The organism is Actinospica robiniae DSM 44927, from assembly GCF_000504285.1.
In the GTDB taxonomy this organism is placed as follows: domain Bacteria; phylum Actinomycetota; class Actinomycetes; order Streptomycetales; family Catenulisporaceae; genus Actinospica; species Actinospica robiniae.
The window spans coordinates 2410677-2426068 of the sequence record NZ_KI632511.1 but is presented as its reverse complement, the minus strand read 5'-3'; the positions used below and the strand labels follow the sequence as shown (position 1 = coordinate 2426068).

At 70.5% G+C, this 15392-nt stretch carries 13 protein-coding genes; 6 read left to right on the top strand and 7 right to left on the bottom strand.

The features are described 5' to 3' along the window. The first annotated feature begins 3 nt into the window (after window positions 1–3). Window positions 4–1074 carry a glycoside hydrolase family 18 protein gene (locus tag ACTRO_RS10325; RefSeq protein WP_051450618.1) on the top strand — a complete coding sequence of 357 codons (1071 nt, stop codon included), beginning with the start codon at window positions 4–6 and terminating at the stop codon, window positions 1072–1074. A 20-nt stretch (window positions 1075–1094) separates the two neighbouring features. Here ACTRO_RS10325 and ACTRO_RS10320 read toward each other — a convergent pair whose 3' ends face one another. The 3 genes from ACTRO_RS10320 to ACTRO_RS10310 are packed head-to-tail and all read right to left on the bottom strand — an operon-like array spanning window position 1095 to window position 3695. Next, window positions 1095–2189 carry a winged helix DNA-binding domain-containing protein gene (locus ACTRO_RS10320; protein WP_034262929.1) on the bottom strand — a complete coding sequence of 365 codons (1095 nt, stop codon included), beginning with the start codon at window positions 2187–2189 and terminating at the stop codon, window positions 1095–1097. A 56-nt stretch (window positions 2190–2245) separates the two neighbouring features. Further along, window positions 2246–2719, bottom strand: a complete 474-nt coding sequence (locus ACTRO_RS10315; protein ID WP_034262927.1) for a nucleoside deaminase — start codon at window positions 2717–2719, stop codon at window positions 2246–2248. 58 nt (window positions 2720–2777) lie between these two features. Then, entirely contained in the window at window positions 2778–3695 is a 918-nt protein-coding gene (locus tag ACTRO_RS10310; RefSeq protein WP_211244179.1) for a LysR family transcriptional regulator ArgP, read from the bottom strand. A gap of 91 nt (window positions 3696–3786) precedes the next feature. On the opposite strand from ACTRO_RS10310, the gene ACTRO_RS10305 reads away from it, so the two are divergent. Beyond that, window positions 3787–4416 (top strand): LysE/ArgO family amino acid transporter, encoded by a 630-nt coding sequence (locus tag ACTRO_RS10305; RefSeq protein ID WP_034262925.1) that lies wholly within the window; start codon window positions 3787–3789, stop codon window positions 4414–4416. 23 nt (window positions 4417–4439) lie between these two features. Here ACTRO_RS10305 and ACTRO_RS10300 read toward each other — a convergent pair whose 3' ends face one another. Together ACTRO_RS10300 and ACTRO_RS10295 are read right to left on the bottom strand one after the other, a co-directional pair. Further along, the gene (locus ACTRO_RS10300) at window positions 4440–6806 is read right to left on the bottom strand and encodes an ABC transporter permease (RefSeq protein WP_051450617.1); all 2367 of its coding nucleotides are present in this window, start codon (window positions 6804–6806) and stop codon (window positions 4440–4442) included. Further along, window positions 6803–7498 (bottom strand): ABC transporter ATP-binding protein, encoded by a 696-nt coding sequence (locus ACTRO_RS10295; protein WP_034262924.1) that lies wholly within the window; start codon window positions 7496–7498, stop codon window positions 6803–6805. The genes ACTRO_RS10300 and ACTRO_RS10295 overlap by 4 nt, the downstream gene beginning before the upstream one ends. Before the next feature lie 230 nt (window positions 7499–7728). Here ACTRO_RS10295 and ACTRO_RS10290 point away from each other — a divergent pair, with 230 nt between their 5' ends. From ACTRO_RS10290 to ACTRO_RS10275, 4 genes are all read left to right on the top strand, one after another. After that, window positions 7729–8973: a sensor histidine kinase gene (locus ACTRO_RS10290; RefSeq protein WP_211244178.1), complete on the top strand. Its 1245-nt coding sequence runs from the start codon at window positions 7729–7731 to the stop codon at window positions 8971–8973. A gap of 8 nt (window positions 8974–8981) precedes the next feature. Continuing rightward, window positions 8982–9713 carry a response regulator gene (locus ACTRO_RS10285; RefSeq protein WP_034274138.1) on the top strand — a complete coding sequence of 244 codons (732 nt, stop codon included), beginning with the start codon at window positions 8982–8984 and terminating at the stop codon, window positions 9711–9713. Window positions 9714–9749: 36 nt separating this feature from the next. After that, entirely contained in the window at window positions 9750–11564 is a 1815-nt protein-coding gene (locus ACTRO_RS10280) for a S9 family peptidase (RefSeq protein ID WP_034262923.1), read from the top strand. Between the two features lie 139 nt (window positions 11565–11703). Then, complete coding sequence (locus ACTRO_RS10275) at window positions 11704–13284, top strand: ArnT family glycosyltransferase (RefSeq protein ID WP_157436043.1); 1581 nt, start codon at window positions 11704–11706, stop codon at window positions 13282–13284. A gap of 57 nt (window positions 13285–13341) precedes the next feature. Here the strand turns inward: ACTRO_RS10275 and ACTRO_RS10270 are convergent, their stop codons facing one another. Then, the gene (locus ACTRO_RS10270) at window positions 13342–13752 is read right to left on the bottom strand and encodes a DUF3151 domain-containing protein (RefSeq protein WP_034262919.1); all 411 of its coding nucleotides are present in this window, start codon (window positions 13750–13752) and stop codon (window positions 13342–13344) included. A 37-nt stretch (window positions 13753–13789) separates the two neighbouring features. Further along, window positions 13790–15271, bottom strand: a complete 1482-nt coding sequence (locus ACTRO_RS10265; protein WP_084316143.1) for an APC family permease — start codon at window positions 15269–15271, stop codon at window positions 13790–13792. Window positions 15272–15392 lie beyond the last annotated feature (121 nt).

Here is a 15392-nt window from a genome sequence, read left to right as displayed (position 1 = left end):
GGAATGATCTCCGCGTACGGCCCGGGTGTGGCCCGGCAGTTGGTGGGCAAGTCGATGGCCGTGCTCGCGGCGATCAGCGTGTTGATCGGGGGCCGCTGGGCGGCCTTCTCGGTGCAGGGGCTCGGCACGCCGAGCTCGGCGGTCGCGCGATCGACCAGTCACGATGCGCTATGGCTCGGGCATTCCTGGGTGGACGGCCGGGAGAACGAGGCGGACGCCGCCGCGCTCGCGTTGCAGCTGCGTGGCACCGGGATCACCGACGTGTTCGTGCACGTCGGGCCGCTCAATGACGACGGGACGCTGGACCCGGCGAAGGCGCCGCGGGCGGAGTGGTTCGTCGACCAGATCCGGACGTCGATACCCAGCGTGCGGGTGCAGGCGTGGCTCGGAGACGAGGTCGAGCCGGTCGGCGCGATGAACTTGGAGGACCCGGCGGTCCGGGCCCACATCGTCGCTTCGGCTCGTGCGGTGATGGCGCGCGGCTTCGGCGGGGTACACCTCGACCTCGAGCCCATAGGGGATGCGGATCCCGGCTACCTCGCCCTCCTGTCGGCGGTTGAGCCCGTCGTCCACGCGGCGGGCGGAGTGCTGTCGGTGTCCGGCGAGCAGGTCGAGCCGGTGCCGGGGATGCGTTGGGCGATGGAGGCCGTGGCCGGGCGCGACGCCTGGTGGTCTGTCGGCTACCTGCACCAGGTCGCCGAGCGCGTGGATCAGATCGCCCTGATGACGTACGACACCGAGTTGTGGAGCGAGAGCGCGTACGCGGGCTACGTGCGCGACGAGACGGAGCGGGCTTTGGCGGCCGTGCCGAAGAACGTCGCGTTGCTGATAGGCCTGCCCGCTTACCACGACATGCACAGCCTCGGGCACTCGTCCTCTGCGGAAACGGTCGGGGCGGCGCTGCGTGGGGTGAAACTGGCGCTGCCTGACGGCACGCCGACGGACCGGCGCTTCGGTGTGGCGCTCTACGTCGACTTCGCCGCCACGCCCGCCGACTGGTCGGCCTACGACTCCCAATGGGCGCCGACGGCTGACACGCTGCTCGCGGGCCGGTCGCCGGGACCGATTTTCTGACCCGCCGACGGGGGGAAATGTCACGGTGCGAAGGCCACGCGCGCCTCGCCTTCTGGGGCGAGCAGCCCGAGCGTCCGCTCCGCTTCGGACTCCACCTCCCGCTTCTCGGTCGGCTTGAGCGTGCGCAGTGGGCTTACTGTCAGCCTGCCCGCGTCGTATCGCCACGTCGCGGCGACGAAGCCGTCGACGAGTACGCTTGCCAGGATCCTGCCGTTGGCCGTGAATATCGCGGCCCGGTATTCGGCGTCCAGGATCCTGGTCCGGTCGGCGTGGGAGAGCAGGATGTTGTCGTAGTCGGGCAGCAGGCGCACGGGCGGCTGCAGATCCTCGTCGGCGAGCGGGGCTTCGGCCGAGTCGTAGAGCACCGTGCCGTTCTCATCCATGTAGCGGGAGAGCCGGTCGCCGAGCCGCTTCACCACGGCGCTCAGGCGCGTCAGGCCACACCACATCTGCATGTCCCGGACGCTTGCTGGTCCGAAGGCCGCCAGGTAGCGCAGCACGACGGCGTCGAGTTCGTCTGGTGACTCGCCGGAGGGAGCGCCGCCGCCGCTGCTCAGCCAGGATTCCAGCGACGTGTGGGTGGCGGCGCCGCCTTGGCCCCACAAGCCGCGCGGGGGCACCTGTACCAGCGGGACGAGTTGGCGGACGCCTTGGGCCAGGGCGTTCGGCTCGGCCTGCGGGAACTCTTCAGCCAGCAGCTCGCCGAGGCGAGCGAAGGTCAGCGGCTCGCTCTCCACGAGCTCCCGGCCGCGGGTGGCGAGCGCCGGCAGGTCGACGTCGCGCAGTTGGGCGCCGTAGTTGTGTCTCAGCCCGCTGTCGATCACCGGTTTGAGGACGCGGCGCAGCAGGATCGCGTCGCTCGCCGACACCAGGTGGATCGTGTTGCGCTGCAGAGCTATGCGCACCACGCGACGGTTGCTGACCAGCTCCGACAGATCCTCGGGGTCGAACTCGCTGAGCCGCGCGAACAGGCCGAGGTACGGCGGGTTCGGGGCCTGCGCCTGCATGCCCACGAGGTGTTCGACCGCCTGCTCGGGGCTGAGCGCCGCGCGCCGCAGCAGCATTTGCCGCTTCAGGAGGGTGCGGTTGAGCGTGCGGGTGCTGAGCTCGGTCATGATCTCAGCCTAGTCGCGGCCACCGACAGAATCGTGGCGGCGACCTGCGCGGTCGGCTATTCGCCGATGTCCTCGTACCACAGCTCGGGGCGCTCGGCGATGAACGTGCGCATCAGCTCCACGCACTCCGGGTCGTCGAGCACGGTCACGCTGACGCCGTGTTCGGCGAGCCAGTCGTGACCGCCGTAAAAGGTCTGCGCCTCGCCGATGACGACGTGGCCGATGCCGAACTGGCGCACCAGGCCCGAGCAGTACCAGCAGGGCGAGAGCGTCGTGACCATGATGGTGTCGCGGTAGCCGCGCAGCCGGCCGGCGTTGCGGAACGCGGCGGTCTCGCCGTGGACCGACGGGTCGGCGTCCTGCACGCGCCGATTGTGGCCGCGGCCGAGCAGGGTGCCGTCGGTCCGGAACAGCGCGGCCCCGATGGGGATTCCGCCCTCGGACAGGCCGAGCCGCGCCTCCTCGCGGGCGACGGCGAGCAAGGCGAGGGGGTCGACGGCGCCGGGGGCCGGGGAAGTCAGGTCGGTCATGTGCTCACCTTACGACGTCCGGTGGGTGCCCCTACCCGCCCGAGGTCGGCCCGAGGGTCTACCGGGACGGTCGCCCCAAGTCGCGCGCGGCCTCGGTGACGGCTTCGGTGAGTGCGGCGAGGGCGGGGGAGTCGAGCTTCCACTGCTGCCAGTACAGCTGCACCTGCACGACGCGCCCGGGGGCGAGGTCGACGATCGTGTCCGGCGGCAGCTGAGCCTCCTGCTCGTCGGGGATCATGCCCCAGCCGAGCCCGGTGGCGACGGCCCGCAGGTAGGCCACCGACGCCGGGATCAGGTGTCTTACGTGGGGGTGGGACGACGCGCCGGTCAGCTCGCGAAGGAAGTCGTCCTGCAGACGGTCGTGCCGATCGAAGATGACGACGGGTGCCGACGGCAGCTTCTCCTTGAGCGGGCCGCCGCGCAGCCAGTGCTCGGCGAACTCGGGTGTGGCGCAGGCACGGTACGTCATCACGCCGAGCGGCTGTACGCGGCAGCCGGCGACCGGACGGGCCGAGGAGGTCACGGCCGCGGCGACGCCGCCGCTGCTGAGCAGTTCCGCGGTGTGCTCCTGATCCTCCCGGTGCAGCTCGAAGCCGACCCGCAGCGACTCGGGGACGCGGGCGAGGGCGTCCAGGAACCAGGTGGCGAGCGAGTCGGCGTTCACGGCGATGGCGAGGGTCGTCGGGGCCTGCGGCTCTCCGGCGAGTCCTGGTCCGAGTCCGAGTTCGGCCGCGGCGTCGGCCTCGAGGCGGGCGAACTGCCGCGCGTAGCGCACGAGCACTTCGCCGGACTCCGTGAGCGTCAGCGGCTTGGTGCGCGCGAGCAGTACGCGCCCGATCCGCTGCTCGAGCGCCTTCACCCGCTGGCTCACCGCAGAAGGCGTGACGTTGAGAGCTCGGGCAGCGGCGTCGAAAGTGCCTTCGTCGACGGCGGCGAGCAGGGTGCGGATCTGGTCGAGGGGAAGTTCGGGCAGCATGGTGACGATGCTACCCGAGCGTTAGCAGCTCTTATGTTAGGTAAGAATCATTAGCTGTACTGATGGACCGGCGTCCGGTTACGTTCCGGGTATGGTTCTTCATCCCCACCTCGACGTCGGCGCCGTGGCCGCCGGATTCGGCACCGGTCTGTCGCTCATCGTCGCGATCGGCGCGCAGAACAGCTTCGTGCTGCGCCAGGGCCTGCGCCGCGAGCACGTCGCGACGATCGTGACCGTGTGTGTGACCTCTGACCTCGTCCTGATCGTGAGCGGGGTGGCCGGGCTGGGCGTGCTGGTACGGACGAGTCCGACCGCGCTGGCCGTGATCGCTTGGGCCGGAGCGGCCTTCCTGATCGGGTACGCGCTCACCGCGGTACGCAGAGCCCTGCGACCGGGCGTCCTCGTCGCCGCCGAGGCGGGCGCGAGCGGGCCGACGCGCCGTGGCAGTCTGCTCACCTGCATGGGTCTGACCTGGCTCAACCCGCACGTCTACCTGGACACGGTGCTGCTGCTCGGCTCGATCTCCGCGGGCTACGGGACCGGCCGCTGGATGTTCGCGGTCGGCGCGGGCGCGGCGAGCACGCTGTGGTTCTGCGGCTTGGGGTTCGGCGCCAGGCTGGCCCGGCCGGTGTTCGCCCGGCCGGGCTCCTGGCGGGTGCTGGACGGCGTCATCGCCGCGACCATGCTCCTGATCGGAATCAAACTCCTGACGTCGCGGTGACCGCGGGTGACCGCGGGCACCGCCTACTCGGTCCGCAGCGCCGCCGCGGTGCGGAGCCGGCCGGCCCAGCCGGCCGGGCCGAGGGCGCCGATCAGGGCGATCGCGACGCCGCCGAGCGCGAATGAGACCACTTCGACCGGGTGGTAGACGTTCAGCACGTCCGAGGGGAGGTTCGCCTGAACGGCGTCGCCCATCCGAGGCATCACGAAGGCGTGTAGCGCCATGCCGAGGGGAGCTCCGATGGCGCCGGCGACGAGGCCGAGCGACAGCACTGAGGTGAGCACCATCATCGTGGTCTGTCTCGGAGTCATGCCCACAGCCTTGAAGACGCCGATGTCGTGCACCCGTTCGCGCGTGTCGAGCATCACGCTGCCGATCACGCCGAGAGCCGCGACCAGCACCAGGACCAAGGTCATCATCACCGACAGCGCGCCCATGATCAGCTTGAGCTTGCCGCCGCCCGAGGTTCCGACCACGGCGACCGAGCTGGACGGCGCCAGCGCCCGGTTCAGCGCCGACAAGTACGACCCCTGGTCGACCCCGGGCTTTATCTGCACACTGATCGATCCGAGCGGGGTAGTGTGCTGCACTGCGGCGAACGTGTCGGCGTCGGCCAGCACCTCCATGCCCTGCTGGTGCGTGTCGAACGCCTCGCCCACGATCGTGAGCGGGAAGTCCTCGCCGTATTCGCTCACTGTGATGCTGTCGCCGAGGTGCAGACCGGTCACGCGCATCAGATGGGTGGGCAGCACGGCCTGGCCCGGACCAGTGAGCCAGTGGCCTGAGACGATCGGGAGATAGCTCCACGAGCCCCGGCCGGTGAACTCGGTCACCGTGCCGTCCTCGCCGACGCCTTGGACCGACATCGGGAAGCTGACGGTGGCGGCATACGCGGCGGTGCCCGGTTGGGCTTCGATCGCCTTGATCGCCGCGGCGGAGTCCTGCGCGCTCGGCGGGCCGTCCTTGTTCGCATCGATGAACACGAGCACGCCGCCCTTGTTGTCCGACTCGTCCGCAGTGGCCTGGTTGAGCGAGCTCGCCACGCCCACCGCGAACGTCGCCGCGATCACGCCGAACACGACGGCCAGGGTGAGCGCCAGCGCGCGGGCGGGCCGGGTGAAGGGAGCGGCCAGGCCCAGGCTGACCGAGCGCGGCAGCGGGGTGCGTGTCAGCAGCCGCTGCACGGCTCGGCCTCGGCCGGCGGACGGAGTACGCCCGGCGGACAGGGCTTCGAGCACGGACATGCGCCCTGCCCGGCCGGCCGCGAGCATGGCCGTTGCCGCCACCAGGGCGAGCGCCCCGATCGGCACGAGTACTTCGATCGGCGTGGACAGCGACGGCGTGCCCACGTCGAGCGCCTCGCCGGTGTTGCCGAGCAGGCTCACGGCGCCGATGGTGCCGACGACCGTGCCCAGGACCACCCCGACCACGCACGGGATCGCGGCTTGCAGTGCGCTCATCCGGACCACCTGGGCCGGGGTGCAACCGAGGGCTTTGAGGATGCCGATACGCCGGGACGACGCCGCGATCGTCGCGTTGATCACGCTGGCCAGGATGATCACGGACAGGATCACCCCGAGCACGCCGAACGCCGCGAGGAACGGCGGGATGATCGCCGTGCCGCCGCTCTGCCGGGCCGACTGGAGGGTGAGCCAGGACTCTGTGTCGGTGACGACGCCGCTCGGCAGCCCAGTAGTCACAGCCTTCTGATCCGCTGCGATCTGCGAGGCCGTGTCGGCCGAGGTGAACCGGTAGAGCATCTCGTATCCGGTCTTCGCGCCCGCCGGAGTGAGCGTGGAGATCTCCTGCGGCAGCACCCAGGCGTCAGCGGTCTGGCTCACTGAGTCGGCGATGCCGACGATGGTGAGCGTGGGACTGCCGGGGGAGTGCGGGAAGGTCAGCGTGCTACCCATCGGCGCGCCATCGAGCGGCGAAGACCCTTCCGCGATGACGATCTGGTTCGCCGCGCTCGGCCAGTGGCCCGCAGTCAGTTGCACGGCGTCCACTGTGGTGCCCGGCTCGGCCCGGCCGACCAGGTGCATGGCCGGCAACGGAAAGTCGGCCAGGTCGAGGTCGGGGGTGTTCAGCGTGGTCGTATAGCCGCTGAGCACCACTGTGGGGAACGGGCCGGCCGAGTCGGTGACGCCGCTCGTGTGCGCGGTCGCGGCGGCCTGGGCGGCGCTGGTCCGCGCCGCGTCGTAGTGAATTGTCAGCTCACTCCCATGCTGCCGTGCGAACGCCTGGTCGAACGGTCCGTTCACCCCGGCCAGCAACTGCGCGGCCAACAGGGCGCAGGCCATCGAGCCCGCCGTGACCAGCACCAGGATCAGCGTCTGGAGTTTTCGCCGCTTCGCTCCCGCGCGCGCCGCTTTCCTGAGCAGCGGGCTCATCGAGTCACCGCCGACAGGGTCTGGTCGGACACGACGCAGCCGTCGAGCAGCCGAACCTCGCGGCTGGCGCATCCGGTCGCGAGATCCTCGTCGTGGGTGACCAGCACGATGGTCTGGCCCTGCTCGTTCAGTTCCCTGATCAGTTCCTTGACGTCCTCGCGGGAAGCGGTGTCCAGAGCGCCGGTCGGCTCGTCGGCGAGCAGCAGCGGTGGCCGGTTGATCAGGGCTCTGGCGACGGCGACGCGCTGGCGCTCACCGCCGGACAGGCGACCGGGATAGTGCTTGGCGTAGGCGTCCACGCCGAGCGACTGGAGCAGGGTCCACGCGCGGTCCCGTGCCTCGGCCCGGTTGAGGCCGGCCAGCTGTGCGGGCAGCAGGACGTTGTCCATCACGCACAGGTCGTCGATCAGGTTGAAGAACTGGAACACCATCCCGATCCGGGCCCTGCGATACTTCGCCGCTGCCGCCTCGCCCAGCCGGTCCACCCGGACCCCGTCGACCGTGATCTCACCCTCCGTCGGCCGATCCAGGGCCGCGACGAGGTTGAGGAACGTGGACTTTCCGCTGCCCGAGGGGCCGAGCAGCGCCACCGCCTCTCCCGGATACACGCTCAGCTCCACCGGGCCGAGCGCCGGCGGGCCGTCCTCGTATCGCTTCACGACCTGCTTGAACTCGATGACGGGCGCTGGCATCGGACTTCTCCTCAAACCTCATGGATACGACTGCGAATAGATGTGTTCGGCGATGCAGCGCGAGCGTATGCCGGGAAGCGGGATCGGATCGTCGGTCCGGCGGGCGAACTCTCGCTACCGCATCCGGACCATGCGAGCCCGGGTCATCCCCGCGATGTACACCGGGCCGCGGGCGCGATGATCCGGGAGACCGATGCACCAGGGTCCGGCGGCTTGTCACAATGGCTGACGTGAAATGGTTGTCTCGACCCGCTCCCGCCGAACAGCCGCGCGGCCTGGGCCGGCTGCTGCGCGCTCAGGGCCCGGCTCCCCGGCCGGGAATACGTGAGTACCTGTTCGATATTGTGCTGGCCTTCCTGCTCGCGTCGCCTATGAAGGCCGCGCGCAACTATTCGCAGGTGCATCTCGGCGGTCTCTATGCCAACATGGACGTGGACAAGGGCACGCTGGTGACGTTCGCCTTCGCCCTGCTCGTCCCGCTCTGCTTCCGCCGGCGCTTTCCGCTCACCGTGCTGTGGGCGATGATGGCGTTGCTGCCGCTCTGTCCCATGCCCTTGGTGACGATCGCGATCGGCCTGGTGATCAGCGCGTACTCAGCCACCGTGTACAGCCCTTATCGGCAGCTGGCCTACTGGCTGATACCGTTCGCGGCCGTCGAGCTGTTCGTCTTGGACTACGCGAACCTCGTTCCCGGCAACAACCTCTACGTGCTCCCGGTGGCGGTGCCGGCACTGGCGGGGCTGTACCTCTACGGCCTGCAGGTGCGTAAGGACGCGACGGGCACCGTCGCCGAGGAGCAGCGGCGGCTCGAGCGCGAGCAACAGGACGCCATCCGTCTCGCGGTCGAGGAGGAACGCGCGCGGATCGCCCGGGAGTTGCACGACGTGGTCACCCACAACGTCAGCGTGATGGTGGTCATGGCGGGCGCGGCGCGCAAGGTGCTGGACATGAGTCCGCAGCAGGCCACCGACGCGCTGCTCGAGGTCGAGGCCGCCGGACGCGCCGCCATGACGGAGCTGCGGCAGGTCATGGGCCTGCTCACAGAGAACCCGCGAGACCGCCACGAGCTGGCCCCGCAACCAGGGCTGGATCAGATCGGCGCGCTGATCAAGCGGATCCGGGCCACCGGCGTCCCGATCGAGTACCGGGTCCAGGGCACGCCGCGCCCGCTGCCGCACGGCATCGACCTGACCGCCTACCGCGTGGTGCAGGAGGCCCTGACCAACGCGATCAAGCACGCCTCGGGCGCGAGCATCGACATCGACGTCGAGTACGCGCCCGCGTTACTCGGGCTCAGGATCGACGACAGCGGCGGCGTGGCCGGCCAGACCGCGGCGAGCGGCAATGGCAGGGGACTGATCGGGTTGAAGGAGCGGGTCGGCGTGCACGGCGGGACGGTCGAGGCGGGGCCACGGGCGCTCGGCGGATATCGTGTGCGCGTGCAGCTTCCGCTTCCTGCCGAGGACACGGTGTGAACCCGACGATGACCGAGACACCCAGCACCGACCGCGTGCGCGTGGTCGTGGCCGACGACCAGCAGCTGGTGCGCACCGGCTTCCGGATGATCCTCGCGGCCGACGGGATCGAGGTGGTCGGCGAGGCCGCCGACGGGCACGCGGCGATCGAGGCGGTCCGGCGCACCCGGCCGGACGTCGTCCTGATGGACATCCGGATGCCCGAGCTCGACGGGCTCGAAGCGACCCGCCGGATCCTCGCCGGGGCTGCCGAGCCCGTCGACGCGACGCCCGACGGCACGGGGAATCCGCCCCGTATCATCATCCTGACCACCTTCGACCTCGACGAGTACGTCTACGACGCGCTCGCGGCCGGGGCCAGCGGATTCCTGCTCAAGGACGTGACGCCCGAGCACCTCGTCGGCGCGGTCCGCCTGGTGCGTTCCGGCGACGCGCTGCTCGCCCCCGCCATCACCCGCCGGCTGGTGCAGAAGTTCGCCTCTCGGCCGGCCGAGGCCCGGCCGATCCCCGCGCCCCGGGCCGAACTCGCGGCGCTCACCCCGCGTGAGCTCGAGGTCTTCCGGCTGCTGGCGCGCGGGCTGAGCAACGCGGAGCTGGCCGAGCAGCTGGTGCTGAGCGAGGCCACGGTCAAGACCCACGTCGCCAGGATCCTGGCGAAGCTTCAGCTGCGCGACCGCGCCCAGGCGGTCGTCGCAGCCTACGAATCCGGGTTGATCACCCCCGGCGAACCCCAGGACTGACGCCTGCGCAGACCGCTGAGACTCTAGGATCAGCCCATGGCCCTCGGTATACGCGAACTTCTCGACCTGCCGACCTGGCGGGCCTTCGACATCGACGAGTCCGGCCGCATCCTGGCCGGATCCGACGCGACCGGATCCGTCCAGCTGGTCGAACTCGGCCCGGACGGCACCGTCACCGAGCTCACCGCTCTGCCCGGCGCCTGCCACGGCCGCTACCTGCGCGGCCGGCGGGCCGTGGTGGTCGTGCACGACGACGGCGGCGACGAGCGCGCGCAGCTGTCCTTGCTGAGCCTCGATCCGCCGCCGGCCGAGCCGGTGGGCCTCGACGGGCTCGGGCCGCTGGTGTGCGATCCACGGTTCATCCACGACCTCTGCGACGTCGTGCCGGGTCGGATCGTCTACGGCACCAACCGGCGCAACGGCGTGGACTTCGACGTCGTCGTGCGCGAGCTCGCCGACGGCAACGAGACCGTGGTCTTCGACCAGGGCGGTTTGACCGCGCAGGTCGTGGTCGCGCCGAACGGCCGGGACTGCGCCTTCACCCGTGACGGCTCCGCGCCCATGTCCGAGCAGCTGTTCGTCTCCACCGCCGACGGGGTGCGCGCGATCACCGGCGTGGCCGAGCCGGCGTCGCACGGTCAGCTGGCCTGGGACCCCGACGGCCGTTCGATCCTGGTCAGCTCGGACCGCGATCGCGAGTTCGTCGCGGTGCTGCGCTACGACCTCGCCGCCGGAACGTGGAGCGAGGTGGTCGCAGACCCCGAACACGACGTCCACGGCTTCCCCTCGCCGGACGGCACGACCCTGCTGGTCGTCACCAACGACGGCGGGTTCACCCGGCTGAGCCTGCACGACGCGCGCACCGGCGAGGTCCGGCGCCGGCTGGAGCTGCCGGATACGGGCTGGGCCGGCCTGTTCCCGCTGCCGACGCCGGTGTGGTCGAGCGATTCGCGCTCGGTCGTGGTCAGCTTCACCGGCCCGGCCGCGCCCGGCGACATCCTCAAGATCGACGCCGTCGAGGGTTCCGTCGAGCAGGTCACCGACTCCGCCGGCCCGCTCGCCGGGCACACGCTCGCCCGGCCGGAGATCCACGCCGTACCCACCCCCGACGGGGAGTACGTGCCCTGTTTCGTCTACCGGCACCCGGATCCGACGGATCCCGCGCTGGCCGCGTCGGCCGTGCTGAACATCCACGGCGGCCCGGAAGCCCAGGCGGTGGCCGTGTTCAGCCCGGTGATCCAGGCGTTCGCCGCGCAGGGCCACACCGTGCTCGTGCCGAACGTGCGCGGCTCCGCGGGATACGGACGGCGCTGGGTCTCCCTCGACGACGTCCGGCTGCGGCTCGACTCGGTCGCCGATCTCGCCGCCTTGCACGCCTACCTGCCCAAACTCGGCGTGGACCCGGCGCGTGCGGCGCTGCACGGCGGTTCGTACGGCGGCTACATGGTGCTCGCGGGCGTGGCCTTCCAGCCGGGGTTGTGGGCCGCCGCGGTCGACCTCGTCGGCATTTCCTCGCTGGTGACTTTCCTGCGCAACACCTCCGCGTATCGGCGCGCCGCGCGGGAACGGGAGTACGGCTCGCTCGAGCACGACCTCGAATTCCTCGAGCAGGCCTCGCCGCTCAGCCGGATCGACGACGTGCGCGCGCCGCTGTTCGTCATCCACGGCGCGAACGACCCGCGCGTCCCGCTGTCCGAGGCGGAACAGCTCGTCGCCGCGGTGCGCGCGAACGGCGTCCCGTGCGACTTCCTGGTCTACGACGACGAGGGCCACGGTCTGGCCAAGCGGGCCAATCGCCTCGACGCGTACCCGCGCGTGCTGGATTTCCTCTCCCGTCATCTGATCGGGTGAACTATCGGGTGAACTGCGGGTGTCCGGCGCGTTCGCACCCCTGCGGAGTCCGTCGAATGCCTCCGCACCCGATATTGTTAGGATCCACGGGTGCGGCTAAGGGTGCTGCGAAATCCGGATAGGAACGGAGCACATGCCGATGACGCTCACTGAGGCCGTGAAGGCGGAACGGGAGCCGCGGCCGAGCGTGGGCTCGCGGCTCGCGGGCCGGGCCGACGCCCTGCTGGACCTCGGCATCGTCGCCGCGGTGGGTCTGGCGCTGCGGCTGCCCGCCGTCGGCTTCGGCCTGCCGGCCATGCTGCATCCGGACGAGCCGGGCAACGTCGTCGTCGGCGCGAGGATGGCCGTCAACAGCGACTGGAACCCGCACTACTTCGCCTATCCCTCGGTGATGTACGACGTCGAAGCCATCTCCGTCCGCGCGCAGGGCCTCGTCACCGGCCACATGCTCAACGCCTCCGACTTCACCACGCAGGGCATGGGGATCAACCAGACCAGCGACCCGGACATGGTCCTGTTCCTGCGGTTGATCACCGTCGCGCTCTCGGTGGGCCTGTGCCTGCTCGTCTACGGCCTGGTCCGCCACATCACCGGCCGCCGGTGGGTGGCGGTGGGCTGCGGACTGCTGGGCGCGACGTCGCCGCTGCTGATCACCAACGGCGTCTTCATCACGCCCGACACCTACTCGGCCTTCTTCTCCACGGCCACGCTGGCCGGCGCGCTCGCCGTCGTGCGGCGGGGCAAGCGGCTCGACTACGTCCTCGCGGGACTCGCCGTCGGCCTGGCCTGGGGCAGCAAATACGACATCGTGTGCTCGGTGCCGGTCATCGTGGCGTACCTGATTCGGGAAGGCCGCAACGCCTATCGGCCGTCCGCGCTGCTCTCGCTCGGTACTGCCGCGTTGGCGGCGGTCGTCTCCTTCGTGGTGAGCACGCCCGCCGCGCTGTTCGATACCAGCTCCCTGATCACGGGCCTGCGAGCGGAGCTGTCCCACTATGCGACCGGTCACCCGGGCGCGCAGGGCGGAGCATTCGAGTACTACCTCAGCGCGCTCAGCCACGATCAGTTCCTGCTGATCCCGGGCGCACTCTTGGCAGTGGTGGCGGCCTGGTTCGGCCACTTCCGCAAGGAGACCGTCGTCGTGGGCGCCTACAGCCTCGGCTACTTCGGCCTCATCGCGTCGGAGACCGTGCGTTTCGACCGCGACCTGCTGCCGCTGCTGCCCGGTCTGATGCTGCTCACCGGATTCGGCGTGGCCTGGATCGCCCAACTCGTCGCGGAGCGTCGGCCCGCGCTCCCGCGGCCGGCGGGCTTCGCCGTGGTGACGGCGCTGGCCGCGGCGATGCTGGTACCCGCCGTCATGGGGGCCGCCGGAGTGCCGCAGACGCTCGACGAGGCGCCGCGCACCGAAGTCGCCGCGTGGCTCGACGCGCACCTTCCCCAGGGCGCGGCGGTCGTGGACGAGCACTACGGCCCGTGGCTCGAGCCCAGCCGGTACCACGTGACCGAAGTCGGGTACGTCGTCTCGGAGGCGTCGCTGCCGGCCGGCCAGCAGGCGATCATCCTCACCGATCAGGGATCCGGCCGATTCACCGACGATCCGGCGCAGTACCCGCACGAGTTCGCCGCCTACCAGGCACTGCTGAAGAACTACTGCCTGGCGGTGAAGTACACGAACGGGCCCTGGGCGGAGGTCCTCACGCCCTGCACGAGCGGCTGAGAACGCAGCGCGGCGGCGGTGATCAGTCTTCGATCACCGCCGCGACGCGCCGAAGCTCTACCGCTCGCGCTTGGCCGGCGCGGCGGGGTCGCTGTCCGAGAGGAAGGCGGCGCAGCGCTCGGCCTCGTCGAGCTCGCCGATCTCTCCGGCCGCCTCGCCCAGTGCCCGCAGCGCGCGCAGGAAGCCGCGGTTCGGCGCGTGCGACCAGGGGATCGGGCCGTGGCCCTTCCAGCCGTTGCGCCGGAGCGCGTCGAGTCCGCGGTGGTAGCCGGTGCGGGCGTAGGCGTACGCGGCGACCGGCTCGCCGGCGTCGAGCGACTGCTCCGCGAGCAGCGCCCAGGCCAGCGACGCGGACGGGTACGAGGCCGCCACCTCGGTCGGCGTCGCACCGCCGCCGAGCAGCTGCTCGGCGCGCGGGTCGGCGGGCAGATAGGTCGGGGGCGGGCCGGCGATCAGGTTCTCAGGCATAGCCCGAGTCTAGGCCCGCCCCCTGTTCTCCGACCGGTCAGGCCGCCGCCTCGGCGGCCCCCTGCGGCAGCAGTTCATCCTCGGAGGCCAGCCGCTCCCGGCGGGAGTAGTACGGCACCTTCTTGACCATGTAGTACACCATCGGGATCAGGCCCAGGGCCAGGCCGCCGAGGCCGATCTCCTTGGTGCCGGCGCTCAGCGAGTCGCCGAACAGGTTCTCCACGAAGGTGAAGATCATGAAGGCGGAGCCGAGCAGCGGCAGGACGCCGATGAACAGAGCGTTGCTGAGCGAGGTGAGCACCTTCTTGCGGTAGACCACGGTGACCGCGAGCGAGGCGAGGCTGTAGTAGACCGCGATCTGCATGCCGATCGCGTTCACCGAGTCGGTCATCACGGTCTGCACGCTGGACTGGAACGCGGCGGCCACGAACAGGGCCAGGCTCACCAGCGTCACCGCGGCGGTGGCCACCACCGGGGTGCGGCGGGTGGCGTGGACCTTGCCGAAGATCTTGGGCAGGGTGTTGTCGCGGCCCATCGCGAACAGCGAGCGGGAGACCTGGATCAGCGTGGTCTCCAGGGTGGCGATGGTGGAGAGCATCACCGCGATGATCATCAGCTTGCCGGTGGCCGAGCCGCCGACGGCCGCGCCGAGCATGGTCGGCAGGCTGGTGCTGCCTTTCGCGATGGCGTCCTGGCTGAAGAACAGGTTGATGTCGATGGTGTAGAGCTCGAACAGTGCGAAGACGATGACCACGCCGATGATGCCGCCGCGCGCGGCCAGCTTCGAGTGCTTCGACTCCTCGTTGAGGTTCGCGGTCACGTCCCAGCCCCAGTAGTAGAAGGCCGCGATCAGAGCCGCTCCGGCGAACCCGGACATGCCGTGGAACTGGGTCGGGGAGAACCAGCTCCAGGAGAACGCGGCGCCGTGCCGCCCGGCCTCGTGGAAGAGCGCGACCAGACCCACCACGGCCAGGATCGCCACCTCCACCGCGGACATGATCCACTGCGCCTTGGTGGTGATGGTCACCCCGGCCGCCACGATCGCGGCCATGATCAGGAACCAGATCGCGCCGACCGCGGTGACCGCGCCGGTCGACCACTGCCTGTTCTCGTTGAACAGCGAGAGCGTCGCCTGCCCGGCCGGGACGGCGCCGCTGACCATGAAGATGGTGGCCGAGGCCACCACGGCCCAGCCGGATATGAACCCGAGGCCCGGGTGCAGCGCCTTGCGCACCCAGGAGTAGGCCGCGCCCGCGTTCACGTCGCTCCGGCCCAGGTGGGAGAAGGCGAGCGCGATGCCGAGCATCGGGATGCCGCACCACAGCAGCGCGGCCGGACCGCCGAGCACGGCCGCGCCCACCAGCACGGCGGTGGTGGCCGAGATCGAGTAACCGGGTGCGCTGCCGGCCACGGCCATCACGATCGAGTCGGCGCCCTTGAGGGCGCCGTGGGCCAGTTGTGGCGAGCCGCCGGAGCCGGCGGCGGCAGCGGGGGCGGGCTGCTGCAAAGTCTCACTCATCGCGGGCGACTCCCTGTGGTCGATGACTCAAGATCCGAGTGATCACATCCGGCTGGAACCTTTCCGGGGAGTAGATCACCCTGTGTAGTCGGGGACAAGAGGTCCGCGCTGAGATTTTCCA